19 protein-coding genes, 2 tRNA genes and 1 other RNA gene are annotated in these 23,072 nt (G+C 56.8%); 13 read left to right on the top strand and 9 right to left on the bottom strand.

Features of this window, described 5'->3' with window-relative positions:
- Positions 1–62 precede the first annotated feature (62 nt).
- Positions 63–1,304: a site-2 protease family protein gene (locus tag LYZ69_08775; protein MDV3278535.1), complete on the bottom strand. Its 1,242-nt coding sequence runs from the start codon at positions 1,302–1,304 to the stop codon at positions 63–65.
- Between the two features lie 473 nt (positions 1,305–1,777).
- On the opposite strand from LYZ69_08775, the gene LYZ69_08770 reads away from it, so the two are divergent.
- A complete protein-coding gene (locus LYZ69_08770; GenBank protein ID MDV3278534.1) occupies positions 1,778–2,926 on the top strand; it encodes a hypothetical protein in 1,149 nt (382 codons plus the stop codon).
- A gap of 228 nt (positions 2,927–3,154) precedes the next feature.
- The gene (locus tag LYZ69_08765; GenBank protein ID MDV3278533.1) at positions 3,155–4,087 is read left to right on the top strand and encodes a TIGR00269 family protein; all 933 of its coding nucleotides are present in this window, start codon (positions 3,155–3,157) and stop codon (positions 4,085–4,087) included.
- Between the two features lie 41 nt (positions 4,088–4,128).
- On the opposite strand, the gene LYZ69_08760 is transcribed toward LYZ69_08765, so the two are convergent.
- On the bottom strand, positions 4,129–4,800 hold the full coding sequence (locus LYZ69_08760; GenBank protein MDV3278532.1) for a hypothetical protein: 672 nt from the start codon (positions 4,798–4,800) through the stop codon (positions 4,129–4,131).
- A 149-nt stretch (positions 4,801–4,949) separates the two neighbouring features.
- Here LYZ69_08760 and ffs point away from each other — a divergent pair.
- Together ffs and LYZ69_08750 are read left to right on the top strand one after the other, a co-directional pair.
- Positions 4,950–5,263, top strand: an RNA gene (ffs, locus tag LYZ69_08755) — signal recognition particle sRNA.
- Positions 5,264–5,310: 47 nt separating this feature from the next.
- Positions 5,311–5,426: transfer RNA gene (locus tag LYZ69_08750), tRNA-Ser, on the top strand.
- 117 nt (positions 5,427–5,543) lie between these two features.
- Here the strand turns inward: LYZ69_08750 and eno are convergent.
- A complete protein-coding gene (gene eno, locus LYZ69_08745; protein ID MDV3278531.1) occupies positions 5,544–6,839 on the bottom strand; it encodes a phosphopyruvate hydratase in 1,296 nt (431 codons plus the stop codon).
- A gap of 61 nt (positions 6,840–6,900) precedes the next feature.
- On the opposite strand from eno, the gene LYZ69_08740 reads away from it, so the two are divergent.
- Positions 6,901–7,009: transfer RNA gene (locus LYZ69_08740), tRNA-Val, on the top strand.
- A gap of 81 nt (positions 7,010–7,090) precedes the next feature.
- A complete protein-coding gene (locus LYZ69_08735) occupies positions 7,091–7,588 on the top strand; it encodes a hypothetical protein (protein MDV3278530.1) in 498 nt (165 codons plus the stop codon).
- Positions 7,589–7,664: 76 nt separating this feature from the next.
- Here the strand turns inward: LYZ69_08735 and LYZ69_08730 are convergent, their stop codons facing one another.
- Positions 7,665–8,255, bottom strand: a complete 591-nt coding sequence (locus LYZ69_08730) for a CoA pyrophosphatase (GenBank protein MDV3278529.1) — start codon at positions 8,253–8,255, stop codon at positions 7,665–7,667.
- 83 nt (positions 8,256–8,338) lie between these two features.
- Positions 8,339–8,965, bottom strand: coding sequence for a hypothetical protein (locus LYZ69_08725; protein MDV3278528.1), 627 nt, complete (start codon positions 8,963–8,965; stop codon positions 8,339–8,341).
- 242 nt (positions 8,966–9,207) lie between these two features.
- On the opposite strand from LYZ69_08725, the gene trxA reads away from it, so the two are divergent.
- On the top strand, positions 9,208–9,540 hold the full coding sequence (gene trxA / locus LYZ69_08720) for a thioredoxin (GenBank protein MDV3278527.1): 333 nt from the start codon (positions 9,208–9,210) through the stop codon (positions 9,538–9,540).
- On the opposite strand, the gene LYZ69_08715 is transcribed toward trxA, so the two are convergent.
- Genes LYZ69_08715 through LYZ69_08705 form a run of 3 tightly spaced genes read right to left on the bottom strand, consistent with a single transcriptional unit; the run spans position 9,537 to position 14,667 of the window.
- Positions 9,537–10,295: a hypothetical protein gene (locus LYZ69_08715; protein MDV3278526.1), complete on the bottom strand. Its 759-nt coding sequence runs from the start codon at positions 10,293–10,295 to the stop codon at positions 9,537–9,539. The genes trxA and LYZ69_08715 overlap by 4 nt on opposite strands.
- 1 nt (position 10,296) lies before the next feature.
- Entirely contained in the window at positions 10,297–10,980 is a 684-nt protein-coding gene (locus LYZ69_08710; GenBank protein ID MDV3278525.1) for a hypothetical protein, read from the bottom strand.
- Positions 10,981–11,022: 42 nt separating this feature from the next.
- Positions 11,023–14,667, bottom strand: a complete 3,645-nt coding sequence (locus LYZ69_08705) for a hypothetical protein (protein ID MDV3278524.1) — start codon at positions 14,665–14,667, stop codon at positions 11,023–11,025.
- Positions 14,668–14,750: 83 nt separating this feature from the next.
- On the opposite strand from LYZ69_08705, the gene LYZ69_08700 reads away from it, so the two are divergent.
- The 4 genes from LYZ69_08700 (at position 14,751) to LYZ69_08685 (ending at position 18,681) form a co-directional block, all read left to right on the top strand.
- Positions 14,751–15,014 carry a hypothetical protein gene (locus LYZ69_08700; GenBank protein MDV3278523.1) on the top strand — a complete coding sequence of 88 codons (264 nt, stop codon included), beginning with the start codon at positions 14,751–14,753 and terminating at the stop codon, positions 15,012–15,014.
- Between the two features lie 337 nt (positions 15,015–15,351).
- A complete protein-coding gene (locus tag LYZ69_08695) occupies positions 15,352–17,364 on the top strand; it encodes an AAA family ATPase (GenBank protein ID MDV3278522.1) in 2,013 nt (670 codons plus the stop codon).
- Position 17,365: 1 nt separating this feature from the next.
- Complete coding sequence (locus LYZ69_08690; GenBank protein MDV3278521.1) at positions 17,366–18,124, top strand: hypothetical protein; 759 nt, start codon at positions 17,366–17,368, stop codon at positions 18,122–18,124.
- Entirely contained in the window at positions 18,124–18,681 is a 558-nt protein-coding gene (locus LYZ69_08685; protein ID MDV3278520.1) for a hypothetical protein, read from the top strand. The genes LYZ69_08690 and LYZ69_08685 overlap by 1 nt, the downstream gene beginning before the upstream one ends.
- Here the strand turns inward: LYZ69_08685 and LYZ69_08680 are convergent.
- Positions 18,649–21,516, bottom strand: a complete 2,868-nt coding sequence (locus LYZ69_08680; protein MDV3278519.1) for a DEAD/DEAH box helicase — start codon at positions 21,514–21,516, stop codon at positions 18,649–18,651. The genes LYZ69_08685 and LYZ69_08680 overlap by 33 nt on opposite strands.
- A gap of 173 nt (positions 21,517–21,689) precedes the next feature.
- Between LYZ69_08680 and LYZ69_08675 the strand changes: the two genes are divergently transcribed.
- Both LYZ69_08675 and lipA read left to right on the top strand, forming a co-directional pair.
- Positions 21,690–22,115, top strand: a complete 426-nt coding sequence (locus LYZ69_08675; protein MDV3278518.1) for a helix-turn-helix domain-containing protein — start codon at positions 21,690–21,692, stop codon at positions 22,113–22,115.
- A gap of 1 nt (position 22,116) precedes the next feature.
- Positions 22,117–23,061, top strand: a complete 945-nt coding sequence (gene lipA, locus LYZ69_08670) for a lipoyl synthase (GenBank protein MDV3278517.1) — start codon at positions 22,117–22,119, stop codon at positions 23,059–23,061.
- Positions 23,062–23,072: the final 11 nt, after the last annotated feature.

Below are 23,072 nucleotides of genomic sequence, written 5' to 3'. Positions count from 1 at the left end.
GAGAACAAATCATCCGTTGGGGCTGGATTTCGAGAAGAGGGTTTCTACTGAGCCCGTCCAGACTACAGGAGATAAGGGCCCACGATTACACTAAGCAGAATGGCAACGACAACGATGCTTGTGACGGACGTAACTCTTGACAACGATTTTTCCCCCAGCTTTTCGCCGCCGAGCGCTTTGACGGCTACCCTGAAAGCCTGACCGCCGTCCAACGGATAGATCGGAAGCGAGTTGAATATCGAGAGGTTGAAGTTGAGGAAGAAGAGCCAGTACAAGAGGTTGGCGAGCGGAGCGAGAGACTGCCCGAAGGAAGAGGAGTAGAACCGTGAAAGGCTGTCGGAGAACGGGACGATCCCTTGGCAACTGGGGAGCGTCGGAATGCAGATGTAGAGCGCCGGCGTCTTGAAGAACGAATTCGTGTACGACGAAACAAGACCCTGGAGTCCTTGGTATCCTACATCGCTGACACCAAGGAACGCAGTCTGTGTCACCTTTCCCGTCTGTGTGTTGTTCAAGACGAGGGTTCCAAGTGTCAGGTTGGTGAACTGAATTGCCCTGCCGTCCCTTACCACCGTCAGATTGATGACCTGACCAGGCTGGTACCAGGGACTCTGGCTCACGACGACGGGGTCGTTCACTGCCACGCCGTTGATTTGGGTTATGAAATCACCGACCATGATTCCTGCCCCTCCCGCGGTCGTGTTTCCATAGACGCCGACAACAGCTATCCCGTTGACGGAGGGTCTCATTGCGGAGACTACGCCGAACAGTAGCAAGAGACAGACGATTCCTACGACCAGGTTGATTCCTGCACCCGCTGCCAGCACCCTGCCCGAGTCGGCGGCCCTTGCCACCTTCAAGGCGTCCTCATCGACCTCCACGAAGGCGCCTATCGGGACGATTAAGAAGAACAGGAGTCCGGACGACTTGACCGGTAGCCCGAGGCTCCTTGCCACCACCCCGTGGGCTCCCTCATGGACGATTATCGCTGCGAACAGTGCGATCCAGCCGTCAACTATCGGAAGGTACGGGTTGATTCCTGGAAGGCCCAGGTTGCCTAGCGGGCTCAACGTCCTGACATAGCTTGCGACCTCTGCGCCCCTCGGCGAGAGGAGTATTCCGAGCTGAGTCAGGAAGAGGTAGAGGGCGATCCCTCCTGCGACAGGCATCAAGTAGAGAAGAAACCACGCAACGGGCTTCGAGATCCTTCTCCTCCCGAGACTGTCCATGATTCCTTGGAACCTCTTCGTCCTGAGCATCACGACACCGTACTGGAACTCTACCCGCTTGTACTCCTCTCCCAAGCCTCTTCCTCAGCCCGCCGATTCCGCTTTCGCTTTAAGCCTTCACAACCGACATACGTGAATTAATACCCGTCCTCCTTTCATGTGAGCAAGCGAAACCGCCTTTTCTGCTGTCTCGTATCTATGACGGGTTCATGCACCGGCGAACAGGCGTTCGACGGTTTCGAAACAGGCAGCTACCTGAGCGCAAATCTCGACAAATCTCACTAAAGTAAAGGTAGCGAGGGGTCGAACCCACCGGACCCGCCTACATTTGTATCAGAGTCCATAGCTGGATGAAAGAACGAAAGGACTTGGCACCAAACGGTGGCTGGCCCGGGCATACGGCAGTAATGAGGGACGCTCTGGCTTGATTGTGCGGTTCTCGTGCAGTCTGACACCTTCAATGACCCCTAGAATCACCACCGTTCACGACGGTGCGAGCTGGAAATGGTAACTGGTTTATTACCACATCCGAGTACTTTTCGGCCTTCTTGAAACGTAGCGAGCTGTACTTGGTTACAGCGATACTCTTCCTCATTGGTTTCTGGTTGCACATCCCGTACGGCGGCGGGCACATCTTCAGCGATATCCCGACCCTCTTCCAGCAGAGGGAGTGCGGCGGCGCCTGCCTTGCCATTCCATACGTCAATAGTTTCGTTGAATATCCCATCGTCGTCAGCGAGTTCATCTACACGATGGGTGCGATTGCGAAAATCCTTCCGGGGTCGATACTGACTAATTACTACTACCTGACCGTTGCCTTCCTTGCCATTCCAACATTCCTCCTGATACACGAGACCTTGAAGATCGCCGAGATGCGAGGCTACTCTGACAGGAGAGTTCTGGCGTACTTGATCGCGACGCCAACGTTCCTGTTCATGCTCCTCCTGAACTGGTACGTCATCGGCGTGTACTTCGCAACCTTCGGCCTCAGAAAGTTCCTGCAAGGCAACTACAAGATGAGCGGGATTCTCTTTGGCCTCTCCGCTGCCTCGAATCTGGTCACCGCCACTCCGGCGATGGGCATGTTTTTGGCCGCCAAGGGGCTGAGGGACAGAGCAGTCTTTCTCGTCTCAGCCCTCGCCTGCTACGGCGCGATAAACCTCCCATTCATCGTTGTGAACCCTTCCCTGTGGCTCTCATTCTGGCAGTTCCACGCCAACTGGTACATAGAGGGCTCGTGGATGCTCGCGTTCCTGCCGAGCCTCTCGCCCCTGCGTCACTACATCTTCCCCGCCTTGCTGCTATCGCTCTATGCGGCCATATCATGGATTTCGCTCAAGAAGGCTAAGGATGCAGTTACCTTGTCTTGGTTGAGCACGTTCGCCTTCTTATTCAGCACATACGTCTTCACGCCCCAGATGAACCTCATGCTCCTCCCATTCTTCGTCATCACTCCCATCATTAAGAGGTACTGGGAGTTTCTTGCCTTTGATGCCATCAACTCGCTGTTCGTGGTCCTGGGCTTTTCACAATTTCTGCTCATCTTCGGCATAACTTACCAGTTCGACGTCGTTTCTTACTTGGCTCCGGTTAGATGGTTGGCGATTGCGCGATCAATATGGCTCGGAAAGATGCTCCTCTTTGATAGTCTTTTACTGGTCATCAACTGGACGCGCAGGATTCGCTTGAATAATTAACTGCATCCCTTCCGGCCCGAACCCTTCGACATTGTTGATGCATTTGTACGCGTGTGGTGTGACATGATCGGCATGGAGGGAGACCGCCCGCCTGGAGCAACGTTAGGCGACCCATCAAAGCCCTTCGACATGAAAGGTCATTCGAGCCTCCGAGCACGACAAATAGAATCAGGAACGCACTATCGTTCACAGCCTTAATAGAGAAGCGGAAGCCAGCGCCGAGCCAACTTGGAAGGATGCTCGCGGTGCGGCGGCAAGGTCTTCTACACACGGAAGTACTCTGGGGAGGCCCTCTGCGCGCCGTGCTTCAGCGAATCGATTGCCGAGAAGGCGCGGCGAACAATATCGAAATACGAAATGATTCGGCGCCGTGAGAGGGTCGGAGTTGCTGTGTCGGGGGGCAAAGACAGCCTCTCGCTCCTCCACGTGCTCCACGGGCTCAGAGAGAAGTATGATTGGGAGCTCATCGCTCTCTCGGTTGACGAAGGCGTCGAGGGCTACAGGGACGAGTCCCTTGCTCACGCCGGGTCGCTGGCGGAAAAGCTGGGGGTCGAGCACATGACGGTCTCCTACAAGGAACTCTACGGGTTCTCCCTAGACCAGGCGCTCGACTGGAAGGACGGCAGGGACACGTCTTCCTGCAGCTTCTGCGGAGTCTTCAGGAGGAGAGCGATAGATGAGCTCGCAGTAAAGGCAGGGGTCTCGGTAGTCGCAACGGCCCACAACCTTGACGACTACGTCCAGACCTTCCTGATGAACCTGCTCCACGGCGACGTCGAGAGGCTCACCTGGCTCAACCCATCCTACGTCGACACCAGCTTCCCTGTCAGGCGGGTGAAGCCTTTCATGGAACTATACGAGGAGGAGGTAGCACTCTTCGCCTACCTCTCGGGGCTGCCCTTCCAGAGCGTCAGCTGCCCTTACATGCACGAGGGGCTCAGGAGCGAGGTCCGAGACTACGTCAACCGCATGGAGGCTGGGCATCCGGGTATGAAGTACGTCCTCCTGAAGTCCAGCCTTGAGGTCGTCTCAAGGTTCGGCCCTCCCCGCTGGAAGGAGTCCCTGTCCTGCCGCGTCTGCGGGAAGCCTTCGTCGTCCGGGCTCTGCGGCGTGTGCCGGATGAAGGCCAAGGTCGAGGAGCACGTAAATCAAAGACGATAGACTTCCAACCAATCGCATCCGGCATTCCTCTGCAAGCATTGTCAACCGGCCGAGGTGGTGTTTCGACGCGAACCACACACAATTCTGTAGATCGTCGAGGGAGATACGTGGTAAATCGAAGCCAGCTGGTACATCGTCCTTCCTTTGAATGTGCAAGCCTTCACTATGTTGGCCTTTTGCGCCGCCGAAAGCGTGGTTCTTCCCGGAGGCACTCCCTTGAGTGATTCGGCTTTTCCTTGATGATAAGTATACGGAACATGGAACTGACGAATTTTCCCCGTTCTCTTTCCGATTCTTACCTCTTCATTGAGAAACATTGCCACGCCTGTCCCAGTAATCTTTCCGTCGAAATACTGGACCATGATTCCAATCTCATCTTTCTTCTTGACTAGGCACCCAGACCTCAACATGAATTGGGCAAGCTTCTTCATCGACTCAATAGCTGAGACTTGAATTTTCCATCCGCCATGTCCACAATGTTTCAACTTGCTGACTCGGATTCCACGACCCTCCAGAAACGATTTGATTTGAAGGAGTTGAGGCGGCCAGTTATCCACGAAACTCATCGTCCACCGCAGGGTATACGAATGCGCTTCAACATCCAGACTTCCATCACCATCGAAAAAGGCTGCAACGGCACACCACGTCTTGTACCCGGCGGACGCCGCCCCACGTTCCCGAGGAACTGTTTGAGCAATCGATTCCGATGCCATTCTCCAATCGAAAAATCACAGTCGTTCCTCCCTTAAGGGCCACTATGGTTATTCCGAATCAGAAGAAGAATGACGCTTATGCGAGCGACCAATCCGTGAAAGGCTGATAATTCATACTTATAGGAACCGACATTCAACGCCGATAGTGGCGGCGGGTAGGGCGGGGAGGTCAGCCGTCTCCCGATAGGCTGAAACCGGCTACACGCAGTGGCCAGTAACCTTCGGGTTAAGCCACCTTCCTCGTCACCCGCGTCGAGAAGGAGGATGAACTCACGCCGTGGCGGGCGGTCATGAGGGGCAGTCCTCTCGAAGGAGAGGTCCTGACTCTTAATTGCCGAATCGGGCGAGGTCCGGGAGGGAGCAGCCCTATGGCGACGTGGCCACGCTGCCTCGTCTACGTGGAGGATTGCCGACCCGACGAGATGGGGGCGGAGAGGGATGGTGAACGCCGGAGGAGCCGCCGCCACTTGCAATTCTTTTTAACACTGAGGAGTCGGCTTGGAAACTCGAGCCGGGGTAGCCTAGAGTCACAGACGGGGAGCCTGGTAAGGCGCAGACAAGTCGGCGCACGCTTGCTAAGCCTGTGTCTCTCACGGGACTCGTGGGTTCGAATCCCACCCCCGGCGCTTTCCGCTCAACACAGGTGGACTCGCAGCAGAGTCCCGAGGCCGCGTCAGAGCTGGCGCTCCAAGAAGCGACACGTGGAGAGATAGATTCTCCCCGGTCCCTTTGACGGATTGTAATCAGGTGACGTAGAGTCTGCCTGCGAAGCTCGCCCGCGAGCCGAGCTTCTCCCCAATCCGAATGAGTTCGTTATACTTTGCCACCCTCTCTCCTCTGGCGGGAGCTCCTGCCTTGATGAATTCGCTCCCGAAGGCAGTCGCAAGGTGCGCGATGAAAGGGTCTTCCGTCTCCCCTGACCTGTGAGAGACAGCTACGACCCAGCCGCAATCCCTCGCGAGGTCTATTGCATCCTCCGTCTCGGAGACAGTACCAATCTGGTTCAGCTTGATCAGGATGCCGTTCGTCGCGTTCTTCCTGATTCCCTCTGTCATTCTGGTTACGTTTGTTGTGTAAAGGTCGTCACCAATCACCTTCGTACCGCTCCCCAGCCTTTTCGTGATGCTTGCGAACCATCCGAAGGCATCCTCGTTGAAGGGATCCTCGAGGGTGAGGAGCGAGTACTCATCTCGAAGCGCAGCGTACAGGTCTTCGAGCCTGTCGGCATCGACAGACCTGCCGTCGAGCGTGTAGAGTCGCTTCTTGGGGTCGTAGAAAACGGATGCCGCCGCGTCCATTCCGATCCTTACCTCCTTCTCGCCGTAGCCCGCATCCTTGATCGCTACTGCGATCGAGTCGAGCGCGTCTCGGGTCTTGCTCAGGGATGGTGCGAAGCCACCCTCGTCTCCCACGTTGATTGCCTCCCGCCCGTACCTCTTCACAAGAATGCCCTTCAGGGACTGGTACACCTCGGCCCCCATCCGCACCGCTTCCCTACAACTCCTCCCCCCAACGGGCTCGATGAGGAATTCTTGAATCGCGAGCTTGTTTCCGGCGTGCTCGCCGCCGTTTATGACGTTCATCATTGGCACGGGCAGCCTGTACTTGCGGGCCTCCCGCAGCTCCTCGTAGAGGTTCCTCCCGTGCGCCCTCGCCGCGGCCTTGGACGTTGCCATCGAGACGGCGAGTATGGCGTTTGCTCCCAACCTCTCCTTGTTGGGCGTCCCGTCCAACCCGATCAATAGGTCATCGATTCGCCTCTGGTCCGAGCAATCCAACCCCTTTAGCCGCGGGCCGATTATCTTATTCACATTAGAGACTGCCTTCTTGACGCCCTTTCCATGGAACCTCCGTTTGTCGCCGTCTCTGAGTTCTAATGCCTCGGTCGAGCCGGTGGACGCGCCGGACGGCACGCTCGCCCTTCCCCAAGCAGTATCTGCGGTGACCTCAGCCTCGACCGTTGGGTTGCCCCTCGAATCGAGAATCTCCCTCGCTGTAACCGATCTTATCAGGGCGATTCTCCCACGTGGCGGAGGCAAGGTCAACCAAGGGCTCCACTCCAATTGCTTATTAGCAGATTGGCTTGTTGGCCGCGTCAGCGGGCCGGTTGTCTAGCCCGGTTAGGATGTCAGGCCCTAGCCCATCAAGCCCTTACACGGCGAAACGCCAACGCGCGCCAGGGTCGCAGGTTCGAATCCTGCCCGGCCCATTTCTCTCCATCGGCGCATTTTCACAGAGTCGTGTCAAAGCCCCGTCGAAGGGTTATCTATGAAGTCATCAAAGATGATCTATGGCCGAGTTCAGGTACATCAACTGGACAGAGTACGGCAACCTCGCCGACGCGCTGGCAGAGAAGGTCCGGTCGCACGGCGAGCACTACGACCTGATCATAGGCATAGCGAGAGGCGGCATCCCGGTAGCGATGGTTGTCTCTGACCATCTGGATGTCAAGCTCGATATCATTAACGTGAAGTCGTATGAGGGAATCGCAGAAAGGAATCCCCCGAGAATCCTGTCGACTCTCACGGAGGCGATCAAGGGGAAGGACGTCCTCCTTGTCGACGACCTGGTGGACCAGGGCGACACGATGCATACCGTGACAGAGTTTCTAATGACCGAGGGGCCGCGCATACTGAAGACAGCGGTGCTCTTCAAGAAGCCGTGGAGCAAGACCGAGCCAGACTACTTCCTCGAAGTGGTCGAAAAGTGGATAGTCTTCCCCTGGGAGCACGGCGAGGTGAACAGGCTCAGGATTGCCCGCGGCGAGGTGCTCCACGAACAAAGATGAGCACCGGCGGTTATCAAAGCACCGAGTAGAGAAGATAGACGTTCAGTACGATGATTCCGGTCAGCGCTTCCATTCGCTAGGCTCTCAGCCGGTCAAGAAGCGTCTCGATTATCCTGAAGGTGAGGCCCCATATCACGTAGTCGCCTGTTGCGAAGGCAGGCATCTCCATGGAAGAACCACCCATCTCAAGCCTGTAGGTTGACCTAGAGCCTGACGCGAGAAGCGAGCCGAGCCCGACCCATTTGTAGTCCGAGACCTCCTCGTTCGGAGTGATTTCCGCCTTCTTCTTCAGCAGGAAGACGGCGGGTACAACGTCCATGGTGCCAGTGTGTGTTCTGAACGCCCCCAAGTAGCCGAGGAAAGCGGCGTCCCCAGCGAGATCTACCCCGACCTCCTCCCTCGTCTCCCTAATTGCCGCCCGTAGCACCGATTCATCTCCTTGGTTCATCTTTCCTCCTGGAAACGCAATCTGTCCTGACCAAGGGTCGCCTTCGCGTTCGGCCCTCTTGATGAGTAATGTCTTAGGGGACTCTTCTCCGTCGAGGATTATCGAGACTCCAGCCAGTCTCGTCGACTGGATCTTGGGTTCAGCATGATCAAGTGTTCTCGCGATTGTTTGGACAGCGCCGCTCTTCAATTCCGGAAACGCGAAAACTGCTCTTCGCAATCTTAAATATACATCGCCGATTCTTGTTCATCGGTGTAGCAGTCAGCCGGCACGTTTCAAGTCGTTTTCAGGGACTTCTTCGACTACTTGCGAACTATCCGCAGAATTGTATTCTTCGAGACGCCAAACTTTCGAGCGAGGGAAGTCAGTCCAAATTGTCCGCTGTCATACATACGCTTAACATCCTCTCTTTGCACGGCATTCAACACAGAATTCACAACAGCAGCTGCTCTCGAACTGTTGAGTTGCGCTAGCCTGACTCCTTCCGAGTGCGTGAAACTTAGATGCTGGGCTTTGCGGATGACCCCCGACCTTATTCCAGCTCTCACAAGCCTGTTCAGGCACATCATGGCTTCCTTCCCTGAAGTCTGGTCTCTTAGATACGCAATGCACAGTCGAAGTTCATAGGATTTCTTGAAGGAGAATGGTAGCATCAACTCCGCCACCTTTAGTACCGCTTCAATACTTGCTATCCTCAGGTTGTAGCTGGTCCTGCCAAGTTTGGGCTTGTAGGCCAGGATTGAAGGAGCCCGAATCCTCTCTCTTGAGAGAAAATGTCTAAGCTGTTCGACTTGGGCTCTGTCCGTATCAGTCCAATCAAGTTGAAAAAGGAGGGTGAATTTCATGATCCTAACGTTCACATTGCCATCGCCGTCGAAGTATCCGGTCACCTGCTTCCAATCGGAGTAGCCTCTCGGAATTCTGGCCAAGGTTTCTCTACTTTTCTGAGAGGGTTCTTCGACTGAGAAAGCGCGAGAATTGCCACTTGGAATGAGTTCAGAGTGGCTGCAATTTCGCGAGGAGTTGGCCTTGCCCACGACAGGCAATTCGCCAACGTTGGGTATCATCGCACATCATAGGCAGAGGGAATATAACCACCATCGAATGTGCTCAAAGGAAACTGACCAAGGAAATGCTTAATTCTCATCAGTGTCTCACTTCCTTTGCTCTTATGGAAATCAACCGAGTGACTGAAGAGAACTTCCAGGACCTCGTTTCAAAGAACCCGATTGCCTTTCTTGACTTCTGGGCAGTATGGTGCGGACCCTGTAGGATCATGGAGCCCGTTGTCGAGAAGCTTGCTGCTAAGTACTCCGACAAAGTGGTCTTTGGGAAGATCAACGTTGACGAGGAGATGAACCTCTCGTCCCGCTACCAGGTCTTCTCGATACCGACGTTCATGATATTCAAGAAGGGCAAGCCGATGGACGCTGTCATCGGGGCGGTCGGCGAGGCGTCGCTGGACCAGCTCCTCAAGCGCGCCCTGAACGGCAGCCCCGTCTAGGAGACTCTGGTTCCATCGAGCAGAAAGATGTCTGCCTCCTCCAGGCTGATTGCTCCCGAAGAGAGGACAGGTCCGAATTCGAACGACTTCTTCCTGTTGATTGGCTGACCCCCAACCAATTTGTTGAAAGGAGGCATCACTATCAGCTCCCCCTCGCCTCTCATCTTTGATCTGTAACCGGCTTTCTCCATCATGACGTGTGCGTCGTATCTGGCGAAGACCCACACAGACTCTCTGGACCTCGTTCCCAGGTTATCCTTCATCTCGTAGGTGAAGTGCGAGTGGCCAATCACCATGTTCCTTGTCTCCATCGCCTTCTGGGAGGGCCACGCGTGACCGTGGGCCACGCCGACCTCCGCGCCGCCCTCGCCGATCACTGCGCCGTCAGAAGGGTGCAACTTGACGCGCTGTGGCAGCACGGTTTTGATCTTGCCATCGTGGTTGCCAGGCACGACCTCCACTGTCGGGAAGAGGTCTAGCATGGTGTCAAAGAACCAGGGGACGACGCTCCAGTCAATGTCCTCGACCTTGCCCACAGAGTGCTTGACATCGCCGAGCACTACGAGTCTCTTCGCCCTGTGCATCTCAGAGATGTTCCTTATCCTCTCGACCATCTTCATGGTGTAGGACGGTACACTGAACCCCTTCCTCGCCAATTCCTTCTCCAGTCCGAGGTGCAGGTCGGAGACGAGAATTGTGCCCTCGCCGTCCGCGGAGAAGACGAGGGCCGCTTCGCCCGGGATTATCTTCAGCAAACTATGCGACTAGCGGAATTATCTCTCCCCTAATGTAGGTTTTGAACTCGGGGAGCTCCAACCTGCTGAAGATTGTTACCACAGCGTTCCTCGTCACGCCGACGATGTATCCGTATGCCTTGCTACGGAATACAACATACCATAACTTCCCGTGTGTGAGATAATCCGAATACAGTGATGTGTTGCCCAGTTCCGCCCCGTAGAGAGAGAGTTTCGAAATGTTGGGCAAGTCCACCTGGTCGTAAAAAATAATTTTTGTGTCCTCGAAGTTCTGTTCGTGGAACTTCTTCATCGTCTCCGGGTCTATCCTGGCCTCCACAACCTGTCCCAGGGCGAGGAAGATGGTCTTGCTCATCTCGTTCGCTATGTTGTTCGCCCTGTTCTTCTTGTCGTAGACGGTCAGGAACAGCCTGTCTTTGTAGACGTCGAACGCGAATGGAGCGTCGTATGTCCTCGGGACCGGCATCGGCTTCCCCCTGTGGCTGACAACGAAGACGCTGTCAAACAAGAAATTCCCTTCGAGGCTGTTACTGCCCGCCGACAAGTCCTTGATCTCGGAAAGCAGCTTGAACTCCTGCCCCTCGACGCTCGTCTCCGTCTCGACTCTGAAGGACTTCAGCTTGTCTGCGAGGACATCCATGTCGTATTTCTCCCTGACGAGGAAGACCTTGCCCGCTAGGACCAATCCGCCTTGCCCCGCCCATCGCATGTTAAATGATTTTTCGGGTCAGTCCGACCAGAACTGTCTGGTGGTGACGAACCTTATCTTGGCCTCCAGGAGGCTCTTGTAGAAGTTCTCCTCGTCCTCCTGCATCTCTGCCAGTATTCTGGATGCAGTCTGCGGTCCTATGCCGTAGACCGTCAGGGCGACCACGGCCTTCTTCCCGTATGAGAGGACAAGGTCCGCAGCCCTCCTCGCCTTCGCCAGCTCGCCTCTCTCCTCCTCGTTCAGCTCCCTCTTGGCCGCGCGCCTTTGAAGAAGGTCAACGATCTTGGCCGTCCCCCAATAGCACGGGACGAGCAGTCCTGACCCACACGACCTGCAGCGAGGCTCCTCCGGCATGTCAACAACCGCCGAAGTCCCCTGGTCGAACCCGCACTTCACGCATACAAGGCCGACCTCTGTCCCGAATATGCTCGCCTTCATCCTCTGGTACGACGACTTCCCAAGGGAGTCGGGTGCCACAGCTTCGGGGACCTCGAGGTACCTGTAGAGCAGGCTGTAGGCAATCGGCGTCGGCCTATCGCCCGCCTGGAATACCTCAACAGTGATCTCCCCAGCGGACACAAGCCTCAGAATTTCTTTCCCCCTCTTCATGTCCAACAGGTCTCTCCCCGTCTCCTGGAGCGCTTCCTCGAAAATGGGTGTTCTTTCGAACCTCGTGGGTAGAGAGCAGAGGTTCGGATGCGCGATGAGTTTGCCCCTCTTGAGGGCGCCGAACCTCTCCGCCACCTGCTTCACCCTGGTCGGGAACGGGAAGTTCCGTTGTGCGGCGACTGCGTACGTCCGCTCGAGCTCGTCGGGTGTAATCTCCATCAACTCCTTGGCAAGAGACCTCAAGTCGAGGTCTTCAGTCTCCTCCGTGAGCTCCATGAGAATCCTGTAGCCGTCGAGCCACCACATCCTGACGAGGCCTTGCCTCGACAGTATCTCCTCGAAGACGTAGGCGAACGTCCTGTTGACCGACTCGCCGAAGCAGAGGTGCAGGATCAGGTACTTGTCGAATCCCTCCAGGAGAACGAGTCTGTCAGAAGGGACCGGGGCGCCCATCTTCTTGTGCTCAGCTATCTGGTCGACTACCAGGCTCTTCGCCGGTGCGTCGGCAGGAATCTGCTTCAGAACAATCTCGAGTGCTTCCTCACCCCCGTCCAGACCTTCGGATATCTTGCGCCTCAGCTTCCCCGTCTCCATGGCGAGGTCGAACGGGATTGGGAGCATCTCGCCGTCCCATCCCGGAACAGCCGCGAGTGGATCCTCGACTGGCGTGACGTAGATCTTCCTGTCGTCAGCGACCTGCTCTATCTGCCAGATTCTGCCCTTGCAGATGAAGTGGACCCCGACCTTCGCCCTCAGCACAACGAACTCCTCCCCAAGAATCCCGACAGTCTGGTTCGTGGAGACGTCAATCACCAAGTACCTAGTCTCGTCGGGTATCATCGACAGGTTCTCGAAGTAGTAGTCCCTCGTCATCTTCGTGCGCTTCAGCGTAGATCCGTCGACGGCTATCTTTCTCAGCTCTGCCAGATACCTCACTGTCCTCTGGTACGCCTCCTCGGTGAGACCAGAGAATGGGGTGGTGGACCTAATCTCTCTGAGGAGAGCGTCTGTTTCCATCGTCTCGAGGTCCATCAGGTAGCCTGCAATCTGGTGCGCCAGCACGTCCAAGCTGTTTGCGTACGGCCTCGTCGGCTCAATCCTCCCCTGGCTCGCAGCGGCTATGCTCGAAGACGACTCGAGTATGTCGTCCGCTGACACCGTCACCAGCACGCCCTCTGAGATTCGGCCGAGCTTGTGACCGCTCCTCCCGACCCTCTGGACGAGCGAGGTCACCTGGCGCGGCGACATGTACTGGACCACGAGGTCGACCGTCCCGATGTCTATCCCCAGCTCGAGCGTGCTGGTGCAGTTATGGGTCACGACTCCCGTGACAGCATAGTCCTGAGTACCTTCTACCTCGAAATTCACGACGTTCGTCCGCGCTTTCACTGAGCTTACCGAACCTACTTGCGATATGCCAAACTTGCCAAGAATCAAAGACTCGATGAGAGGGGAGTGAAGATAACTGTTAAGCCCGGCTAGCACCTGCTTGGTTACCCCGCGTTTCTGGTTTTCGTACTTCGTCGAATATCCCATCTCTCTCCAAAGCCTATATGACGAGATCCCAAGTCTCTTACGTCTCTCTTTGATGTAACTACCCAGACCGTAGTAGGTGGTTGGCTTGTTGCCGAAATTCCGCACCTGTAATCCTGCTGCCTTGAGAGACAAGTCTTTGACAAGAGCAAGGAATCTACTCTTTTCATCGTTATAGACTATGCTGATGCAGTAACCAGTTCCAGAAACGCCATTTGCCTTCCACAGTTTTGGCTTGAAACCGAGGGCCAGCAAACTGTAAATCAGGTACTCGCGATTAGAAGGATTGAAAGTCACGAATTGGATTTGTTCCAACCTTGTACTGTCTCTGACCACAATGCATCCATCACCATCTAGATAGGCCGCAAGAATCGCTGCCACAACATTCTCCGAAAGTGGTAGTGTGTTCCACATGTTCCCAAAGAGGCTTGCGAGCGGCTTGGATTGCGCTTGTAGCACCAACCGGGGCCTGTTGGTTGGGAAACCTGATTCACTGTTCAGGCCACGGTAAGGCGTGCCGCTGTAAATGTCTGACAGCAACGCTTGAACTTTGGCAAGCTTACGTGGGTCGGAACTGAAGAAACGCATATGCCTGTCGCCATCTGACTTCAGAAATCCTAGGAGGTAGCCTAGCCTTGCATCCACCCATACCGGAAGATTGTACCTAGCTTGCGTGGTGTTGAACTCCGTCAGCTTGGCGAGGTCGGTTTCTCTCATGATTGGCTTCAGGGAATTGAATCTCGATACTTTCGAACGGGCCCTTCCCGGAGGTTCGTAACCGAGGGCCCTTATCGCTGAATTCCTGACAAACAGATTCGGATAATCAATCAGTTGGTGAGTTGGGACATCCTTCCCCTGCATTTTCGCGACGGTCACCATGGCATCTCCAACTTGGACTTCCCCGGCGGGCTTCCACGTGAGACCAGCTGGACCCAAACACAGAACAGGATGATTAGCCGTAATCCTCAGCACTCCAAGTTCGTGTTTTATCTGCAAGAATCCATCTGCTACTCTTTCATACTTGCGAACAACAGGTTTGAACGTCGTCTTCATCGCCTGAATGTCGTAGGAGAGAATTTCATCTCCATTTTTCACGTCTTTGGCCTGCTTTATCCCCCTAGATGTGACAATGAGTTCATCTTCGGGAATGCAGACGAGGGCCTTCAGCTTCTCTGACTTGAAGTCCTGTTCGACCCTCTCCCTCTCCTCCCTGGGCAGCGAGCCGTGGTGGACGCCGACGTCCTTCCTCAGCCTCGCCAGCTTCTCCCCGAGCATCTCAGCGAGAGTCCTGCTGTTGACGAAGATCAACGTGGCCGTGTGGCTCTCGACAAGCCCGTTGATTCTGCTCAGCCTTGCGGCCAGGTCGGGGGCGGCGAACGCCTCCTTCGCGACGGACTGGTTGGAGGGGTCGGGGACCGGGTACTCTATTGCATACCTGAACTCCTTCGGCACCTCCGTCCTGACGACCCTGTGTTTCCTGTCCCCGAAGATGAACTTGGCGGCGACCTCGGGCGTCCCCACAGTCGCTGAAAGGGCGACGAGCTGGAACTCCCCTGCGACCCTCCTGAGCCTCTGGAGCCCGACGCACAGCTGGACCCCCCCGCTTGCTCTCCACGAGGTTGTGCAGCTCGTCGACCACTACTGCCTTGAGGTGGCTCAGGTTATCCCTCATCCTGCGGCCGGGAAGCACAGCCTGGAGTGTCTCTGGCGTGGTAACTAGGACGTCTGGGGGGTGGGTCGCCTGCCTGGTCCGCTGCGACTGCGGGGTGTCGCCGTGGCGGATATCGACCGTGAGGCCGAGCTTCGAGCACCAAAGCGCCAGCCTCTTCAGCATGTCCCTGTTGAGAGCCCTCATCGGAGTGATGTAGAGCAGGGAGATTCCCTCGCGGTCGCCTCTTGAGGCGAGCTTCCCCAGAAGCGGGAGTATCGCCGCCTCGGTCTTGCCCGAGCCCGTCGGGGCGACTATCAAGACGTCCTCCCCCGCGGCTACGAATGGCCAGGCTTGTCTCTGGGGGGGCGTGGGTTCAGTGATGCCGGACTCCAACAGCATGCTCCTGATGGGACCAGTCAGATGCTCGAACCCGTCAGCTGGACTCAACTAGCACGAAGAAGTTTCTGTTTCATTTAAGCCCTATTGCCGCGTCCCGAACTCACCGCGTTTGTGCGCAATGTCTAAATGCCTCGGCCAGTTGCGCACGTGAGAAATTGTCCAAGAGTACAGAGGAGGTCACGAAGGAGAGAGAGCTGCCTCAGACCTCCGTGAAGGAGATCATCCTGGAGAACTTCATGAGCTACGAGTATGCAAGGATACCGCTAAGGGAGGGACTCAACCTGGTGGTAGGTCCCAACGGGTCCGGCAAGTCGTCCATCCTATTGGCCATCTCCGTTGCTTTCGGCCAAGCTTACACCGAGAGGTCGAGGAAACTCTCTGACCTGATACGCAGGGGGAAGGACATAGCGAGGGTGTCTCTAGTGTTTGACAACTCCTCCAAGAACGGGAGACGGCCCATCCCATACTCGAAGTCCGAGACTTTCATGCTGAGCCGCTATCTCAGGAAGGACGGCTCCTATTGGTTCGAGGCCGACTACAAGGAGATTGACAAGAGCGAGGTGGTGAGGCTCCTCCACGAGTTCGGCATCAACCCCGACAACCTGCTGATCATCATGCACCAGGGGATGATAGAGGAACTAGGCGCAGTCACCCCGCAGGAGAGGCTGAAGATGGTCGAGGAGGCGGTCGGCTTCTCGGAGTACAGGGAGAGAATCCTCCAGGCCGAGCAGGAGCTGAGCGGCCTCGTGGGGGAAGAGAGCTCCCTCCTCCAGCTGATCGAAAACGCCAACCAGGCCCTGGAATACTGGAAGCAAATCTACGACAGGTACCTGGAGAAGCGGAAGCAGATGGAGCACAGGTCCCTTCTCGAGAAGGAGCTTCTCTGGAGCACGGAGTCGAAGCTGTCGAAGTCGCTCCAGTCAGTCGAGGAGAAGATCACATCGAAGATCAGGACGCTTGAGGACCTGAGGTCGCAGCAGACTGAGGTCGCAGCGGATGCCGAGAAAGGCCAGAAGACGCTTCTTGACAAGCAGGTCGAGCTGAGGAAGCTCTACGGCGCGCTCGTGAGGGCAGAGAGCGAGAAGGCCAAGGACGAGGCGAGCAGGGTCGCGTTCAGCGGGATGAAGGAGGACATCCTGGGGCTCTCGAAATCTGTCGACGAGCTCCTCGGCATCGCTCCCGGGAAGACAGCGAAGAGGCTGAAGGAGCTGGTTGACTACATATCGAAGAAGAGTCAGGCAGCCGAGGAGGACGCCGAGAGAAGGAAGCCAGACCTCGACAAGGAGGTCTCGTCCCTCCAGACCGAGATAGGCAGGACCGAGGAGCTGATCAAGAGGACAATGGAGAGCTACATCTCGCTCAGGGTCAAGTTCGAGGTTCTCTCGTTCAGGATCAAGAACAACGAATCGGAACTCAGGGAGCTCGAGAGGACCGCGCGGGAGTACAGAGATGAGCTGGAGAAGCTGAGACCGGATATCGAAAAAGCGGGTGCCAGGATTGAGACGCAGAGACAGCCGTACGAGGTCTCCGAGGAGCTGAAGCTCGTCTCGGCGCACCTACAGAAGATGCAGGACATACCCGACGACGCGGAGAAGATCTACAACGACTACTCGGGCAACATAGAGGAGCTGAAAGTCAGGCTGGCGCAACTCCAGGAGAACAAGAAGGCGCTTCTCGGGGAGCTGCAGACTAGGAAGAAGGTCTGGATTGACGCGATGAACAATCTCATCGAGTCCGTCGACCCCCCTTACAAAGCTGTCCTGGCCGCATCCGATGCCACAGGCTTCATCAGGTTCGACGCGGGCGCAGACATCGAAGAGGCGGGCATCGAACTCTACGTCGGCTTCCGAGGAGGCGCTCCGACCGCGCTGGACCCTTTCACTCAGAGCGGCGGCGAGCGCTCTGTCGCGCTGATGGCGTTCATACTCTCCCTCCAGGCTAGGATAGTCTCGCCGATCCGAGCCTTGGACGAGTTCGACATCCACATGGACCCAAAGAACAGGGAGGCGATGTTCAAGATGATCCTTGCCCAGATGAGGCAGAGGGACTCGTCGCAGTACATGGTGATCACGCCCTCAATCATGACAGTCTTCGACAAGAGCGCGCACGTGATAACGGTGCAGGCAGTCCACGGTGCCTCTGAGATAAGGGAGCTGAAGGCGAAGTAGCTTGGACAAGAAGAGTCTTGAAGACCTATTGCGAGTTATCTCCCTGTGCGAGTCTGTAAAGTCCAGTAGCGCCAATCCCTTCGAAGTTGATATTATAGAGAAGATAGAGATTCTCAAGAAGCTTCTTCCCGAGTGGAAGTTCCTCGAAGACCTGTTGCTAGATTCGGAAGCAATGCTCGAACTCGCCCAGATAGTCAGGCTTCAGAACGAGTTTTTGAAACACAGGGCATCCTCACTGTACATCGACCCGTTGCTGATACAGCTGAAGGTCAAGCTCCTCACAAGGGACGAACTCGTGGAAGCGTTCGTGAAGAGCTGGCACCCGGTCGCGCAGGTCGACCAGATCTCCCCGAAGGGTCTTGAGAAGGCTTTCGTGTACTGGAGGGACCTCACGCCGATGTCCGAGAGGTTCAAGTCCGAGTTCGGCAACTACGGCGTGATGCCTGGGACTATCGACCTCAGCGGCTTGATAGACATGAAGGTCTTCACCCAGGAGGATTTCGAGAGCAGACTGAATGCGCTCCAGGATGAACTGCTCCAAAAGTCAAACGGCGAGTGGATCGACTACAGGGAGTTCATCGAGGCGGAGACTCTCGAGAAGAAGGTTGTGCGGGCGTACCTGCTCGCCTTCGTGATAAGCGAGGGAAAGGCTTCGTTGAAGACAGACCCGCTGACGGGGAAGATCTGGACCGTCGCCCTCAGCGAGAAGGCTACCGGGGTTCCGAGGTCCGTTGCAGTGTCGGTGACGGGTGGGTCCTGATGGAGTCGGCAGACAAAGCTTTACTCGAGAGAAAGGTGAGGAAGGCCTTCCAGATCCTGGTAATCCAGAGGAGCAGGAATCCCGGTGTCAAAGGTTGGGAGCTCAAGAGGCACCTGGGCAGGGACTACAGGAAGATAATCGAGGTCCTCTCGGAGGACGTCTCTGGGTTGGGGCTCGAAGTCTTCGAGGTGAAGGGCCCGGACGGCGCCGACGACACCTCACGGTTCCTGCTGAGGTTCAAGGAGCCACCGAGCATCAGCGATGCCGAGACCTCCGGCATCAGGATAGACGACCTGGCGGTCTTGGCAGCCACCCTCGCATTCATCAACTCCAAGCAGGGGAGGGCGAGCAGGCGGGAGGCTGAGCAGTTCCTCAGGGAGAAGTTCCCAAAGTGGAGGGTCGAGTACTCGCTGGACCGCTACGTCAAGCGAGGCTACCTCGAGCAGGATGACAGGGCCTTGCTTCACGTCGGCTGGAGGACGAGGGCAGAGGTGGACGAGAAGACGCTCATGACGATGCTCCTCTCACGGGGTAGTGGCAAAGTAGCGCCTGCGTAGGGCTTCGCGCTCCCCGTCGATTATGACGTCGACGAGGTCCTTCCCCTCCCTCTCCATCTTCGCAACAAGGTTCGCAGCGTCAGTCAGTCTAATACTCCTCCCGGCGAGGATCATGTCAATGGCATGGCCGTGCTCCTTCCTAAGCTCGGCCGATTTGCGCAGCGCCTCGACCTGCTTCAGCCTCCTCCCTCTGAGGTCTGTCCTGCTCCTCGCCTTCATCGCGAGAGAGAATACGTTCTCGTAGGATTCAGTCGAGAGCCCAAGGGCTTCCTTGCCACACTTGGGGCATCGGGCCAGTTCTTCGAGGTCGCCTGCCTTCTTCAGCTCCAAGTAGTTCCAGCAGTTGGTGCAGACAACGACAAGGAATGTCTCCATGATCCTCGCCCTCGTCGACTGGCGGAGCAGGGCCCTCAACCTCTCTGGCGAGACTATCTCTCCCCTCCTACTGATCTCCTCGATGCCGATCCGCGCCACGGGCGAGAGGCCCTCGTACTGGAGGAGTTTCAGCTCGATTTCTCCCGTCCGCACCCTCTCTAGGACTGCAGAAGCCCCTTGGACATCCAAGTCGTCGCGGAAGATCGTATCCATCGCCTCATCGTAGACGGGCGTGTCCCTCATGGCCTCTATGAGGCCAGAGATCGAGACGCTTGCGTAGTCGGCGTCTTTGGAGATGGCCCCGCACTTCTTGCCTGCGTGGATGATCCTCCGCTTGAAGATCCCCGACCGCACGACGGCCTTCTCAGCGGCCTTCCTCAGGTCCATCGTAGGGAGCTCCTTGACAACTGAGAGCACAGCCGCGGCGCTCACTTCGGCCTCGATCACCATCCTGTAGGGGTCTTGGTGGACAGCTACCGACTGCCCAATCTTCTCTGAAATCAGGTGACCCACCACCCTTGAGAGGAGTCTGTTCACTTTGTGTCCGAACGTTGCCTGAATGATGATGTACCTGTCCCACCGTTCCACAGTGACAAGCTTGTCCGACGGAACCGGAAGGCCGGCTGCGTGTTGCTCGGCCACCTCCTTCAGCGCCTCGAGCATCGTCTCCTTGCCGACAGGATATGACTCGCAGAGCCCTGCGACGCACTCCTCCCCCCTTCCCGCTTCGATCTCCTCTGCGTACCTCCTCCTGATCATGCCAACCTCGGCAGCGACGTCGTATGGAACGGGTATCTCGTCTCCCACCCAGTTGGGAACCGCTCCCGTCGGGTCGTCCTCTGACTTGACGTAGACCTTGTTGCCGTAGATCTGCTCTATCTTCCAGCACCTTCCCGCCTCGACGAACTTCACCCCGACCTCGCCGTATTCGGATACGAACGCCTCGTCCAGCACCCCGACGAAGTTCTCCGCCTCCAGCACGAGGAACTGCTTCTCGTCGGGAATCATCGAGAGGTTGTCGAAGTAGTACTGGAAGAGAGGCTTCAAGTCCCTAGCCCTGTAGACGCGCCCGTCAGACTCTTTGTAGTAGGCAAGCCTTGGGTACCTCTCCTGCATGTAGTTCAGGACGCGCTTGAGCTTCTCCATGCTCATGCCGGAGTAAGCGTAACTCCTCCTCAGAAGTGCGTAGATGTCTCCGATGTTCCAATTGCTCTGCTCCACCAGCAGGCCTGCCACCTGGTGGACAGCGACATCGTAGGGCGCAAGCACTGGCTCCAGGGGTTCGAGCTCACCCTTCACGGCCTTCCTGCAGAGCACGGCAGCTTCCAGTGTGTCATCCGAATCCTGAGTTATGATTGCGCCGTTGGAGACTTGACCTACCCTGTGTCCGCTCCTCCCGACCCTCTGAATCAGCCTTGTGACCTGCCTTGGCGAGTTGTACTGCACGACGTACTCGAGGAATCCAATGTCGATTCCCAGCTCCAGGCTGCTCGTGCAGATGACCCCGAGAAGTCTTCCGTCCTTCAGGCTCCTCTCCACGGCCTCCCTCGTGGCCTTCGAAAGTGAACTGTGGTGTATCCCAATCGGGAACTCGGGGTTCCAGACCCTGAACCTGCTTGCGAGTGCCTCAGCCTCACTCCGCGTGTTCGTGAAGATCAGTACAGACTTGTACTTCTCAACCGCCTCCCGTATCGTCCTGAGCCTCGCAGCAACTTCGGGGAAGGAGTAGATTGCTTGGGCCAGCTCCTCGTCCTCTGCCGTGGGCCTCGGCGCCACAACCTTCAGGGACAGGCTCTTCTCAACTGGCACCCTCACTATCTCGCAGACCCTCCCTTTGCCGACGAGGAACTCTGCTATCCTCTCGGGCGATCCAACGGTTGCCGAGAGGCCGACGACCTGAAACTCTCCATCGACCGCGTCCCTGAGCCTCTCCAGGCCTACGCTCAGCTGGCTCCCCCTCTTGTCCTCCGCGAGTTCGTGGACCTCGTCCACGACAACCCACCTCAGCTTGGCTAGGCTCAGCCTGATTCTCCTCCCTACGAGGAGTACCTGCAATGTCTCAGGGGTGGTGATCAGAATGTCGGGCGGCGCGTAGCTCATGTTCGTCCTCTCCGCCTGAGAGCTGTCCCCGTGCCTGACGCCGAGTCTGATGTCGAACCTCTTGCACCACCACTGCATCCTCTCGAGCATGTCCCTGTTCAATGCCCTCAGCGGAGTGATGTAGAGCAGCTTGACACCCTTCTCTCTCGACGGCCCCTCCCTGATCATACTGTCCAGAATGGGAAGGAAAGCAGCCTCAGTCTTGCCAGTCCCGGTCGGCGCCATCAGCAGTGCGTTCTTTCCCTCGCGCACCAAGGGCACGAGCCTCATCTGAGGGTCCGTCGGCGAAGTGAAGCCACGCTCCTTGAGCGCCTCGACGAGGGGCGGGGAGAAGAATTCGAAGACGTTCTGCTCAGTCAAGGCAGAGACGACCTCCTGATTTCGATAGGTGCAAAAGATTCACTCCCGAGAGGCGAAGAAGCGCGAGACCCTCGCCTCCTCCAATAAGGTTGCGGTGCAGGCGTCCTCTTTCCAGTCTTTGGAAAACACAGTCTATCCTTAAATAACGGAGCTATAACATAGGTGATAAATTCATGATAAACCCGTATGAAATCGTGTCGAAGTCAGCGCTCCCCGCGCTGAGGGCGATGGTCGCCAAGAGGCTCAGGGAGAAGTACGATCTCACTCAGCAACAGGTTGCGTCGAGGTTAGGCGTCACACAGGCCTCGGTGAGCAACTACGCCAGGAAGGCGAGGGGCGTAATGGTGAACCTCGAGACCGACCCTATGGTGTCGAAGGCGGCGGACAAGATAGCAGCGACCCTGTCAGGAGAGAAACCCAACCAGATGGAGGCCCTGAGGATCATGACAGAGGTTTGCGACTACGTGAGGTTCAACCACCTCATGTGCACCCTCCACAGAGAACTCGAGCCAGGGTTCCAGGTGGAAGGCTGCGAGGCCTGCGACGGAGCATTCTCGGGAAAAGATTTTGAAAGGCTCAAGATCGTAGTCGGCCAGTAAGTTGCAGGCACAAGCCAGGCCAGAGTGGCTGACGGTCCTACCCACGGGAGGCGAGAATCACGCCAGGCTCAAGGAACTTTTCTCCAACCTGAACCTCCATACAGTCTGCCAGGAAGCGCACTGCCCGAACGTCCACGAGTGTTGGGGCGGCGGGACAGCGACCCTCATGCTGATGGGGGACGTCTGCTCGAGGGCGTGCAGGTTCTGCATGGTCATCCCAGGCAGGCCAGAGGGCGCACTGGACCAGATGGAGCCTGACAACGTCGCTTTCGCCCTCTCCCAGATGGGCCTCACCTACATAGTCCTCACCTCGGTCGACCGCGACGACCTCCCAGATGGGGGTGCTTCTCACTTCGCGAAGACGATCAGGCTGGCCAAGGAGAAGAGTCCGGACCTCCTTGTCGAGGTGTTGATACCAGACTTCCAGGGCGACATCGACTCCCTCAGGAAGGTGCTTGAGGCCCGTCCCGACGTGATCGCGCACAACATAGAGACTACGCTCTCGCTCACGCCGAAGGTGAGGGACCCGAGGGCCAACTACTGGCAGTCCCTCTCCGTTCTGAAGAACATCAAGAAGCTCGGGAATCACGTGTTCACGAAGTCCTCGATAATGGTCGGTCTCGGGGAGACCGAGGACGAGGTCTTCCAGGCGATGACGCACCTTCGCCAGGCGGGCGTCGACTTCCTCACCGTCGGGCAGTACCTCAGACCGTCCAAGAGACATCTGCCTGTAGTCGAGTACGTGTCGCCACTGCAGTTCGAGCGGTATAGGCGAATGGGCGAAGAGATCGGTTTCAGGTACGTGGCATCGGGACCGCTGGTTAGAAGCAGCTATCGGGCAGGCGAGTTCTTCATCAAGTCCGTGATCGAGAAGGAAAGAGAGTTCACGGGTCCAGAGTCTCATGTTTCAAGTTCTGCGTCTTCCTCCAAACCCCCAGCGAGGTAACGAAGAATCTG

The sequence above is a fragment of the Nitrososphaerales archaeon genome (assembly GCA_032906765.1).
In the GTDB taxonomy this organism is placed as follows: domain Archaea; phylum Thermoproteota; class Nitrososphaeria; order Nitrososphaerales; family Gagatemarchaeaceae; genus DASPPF01.
This window is presented reverse-complemented; position numbering and strand designations above follow the sequence as displayed.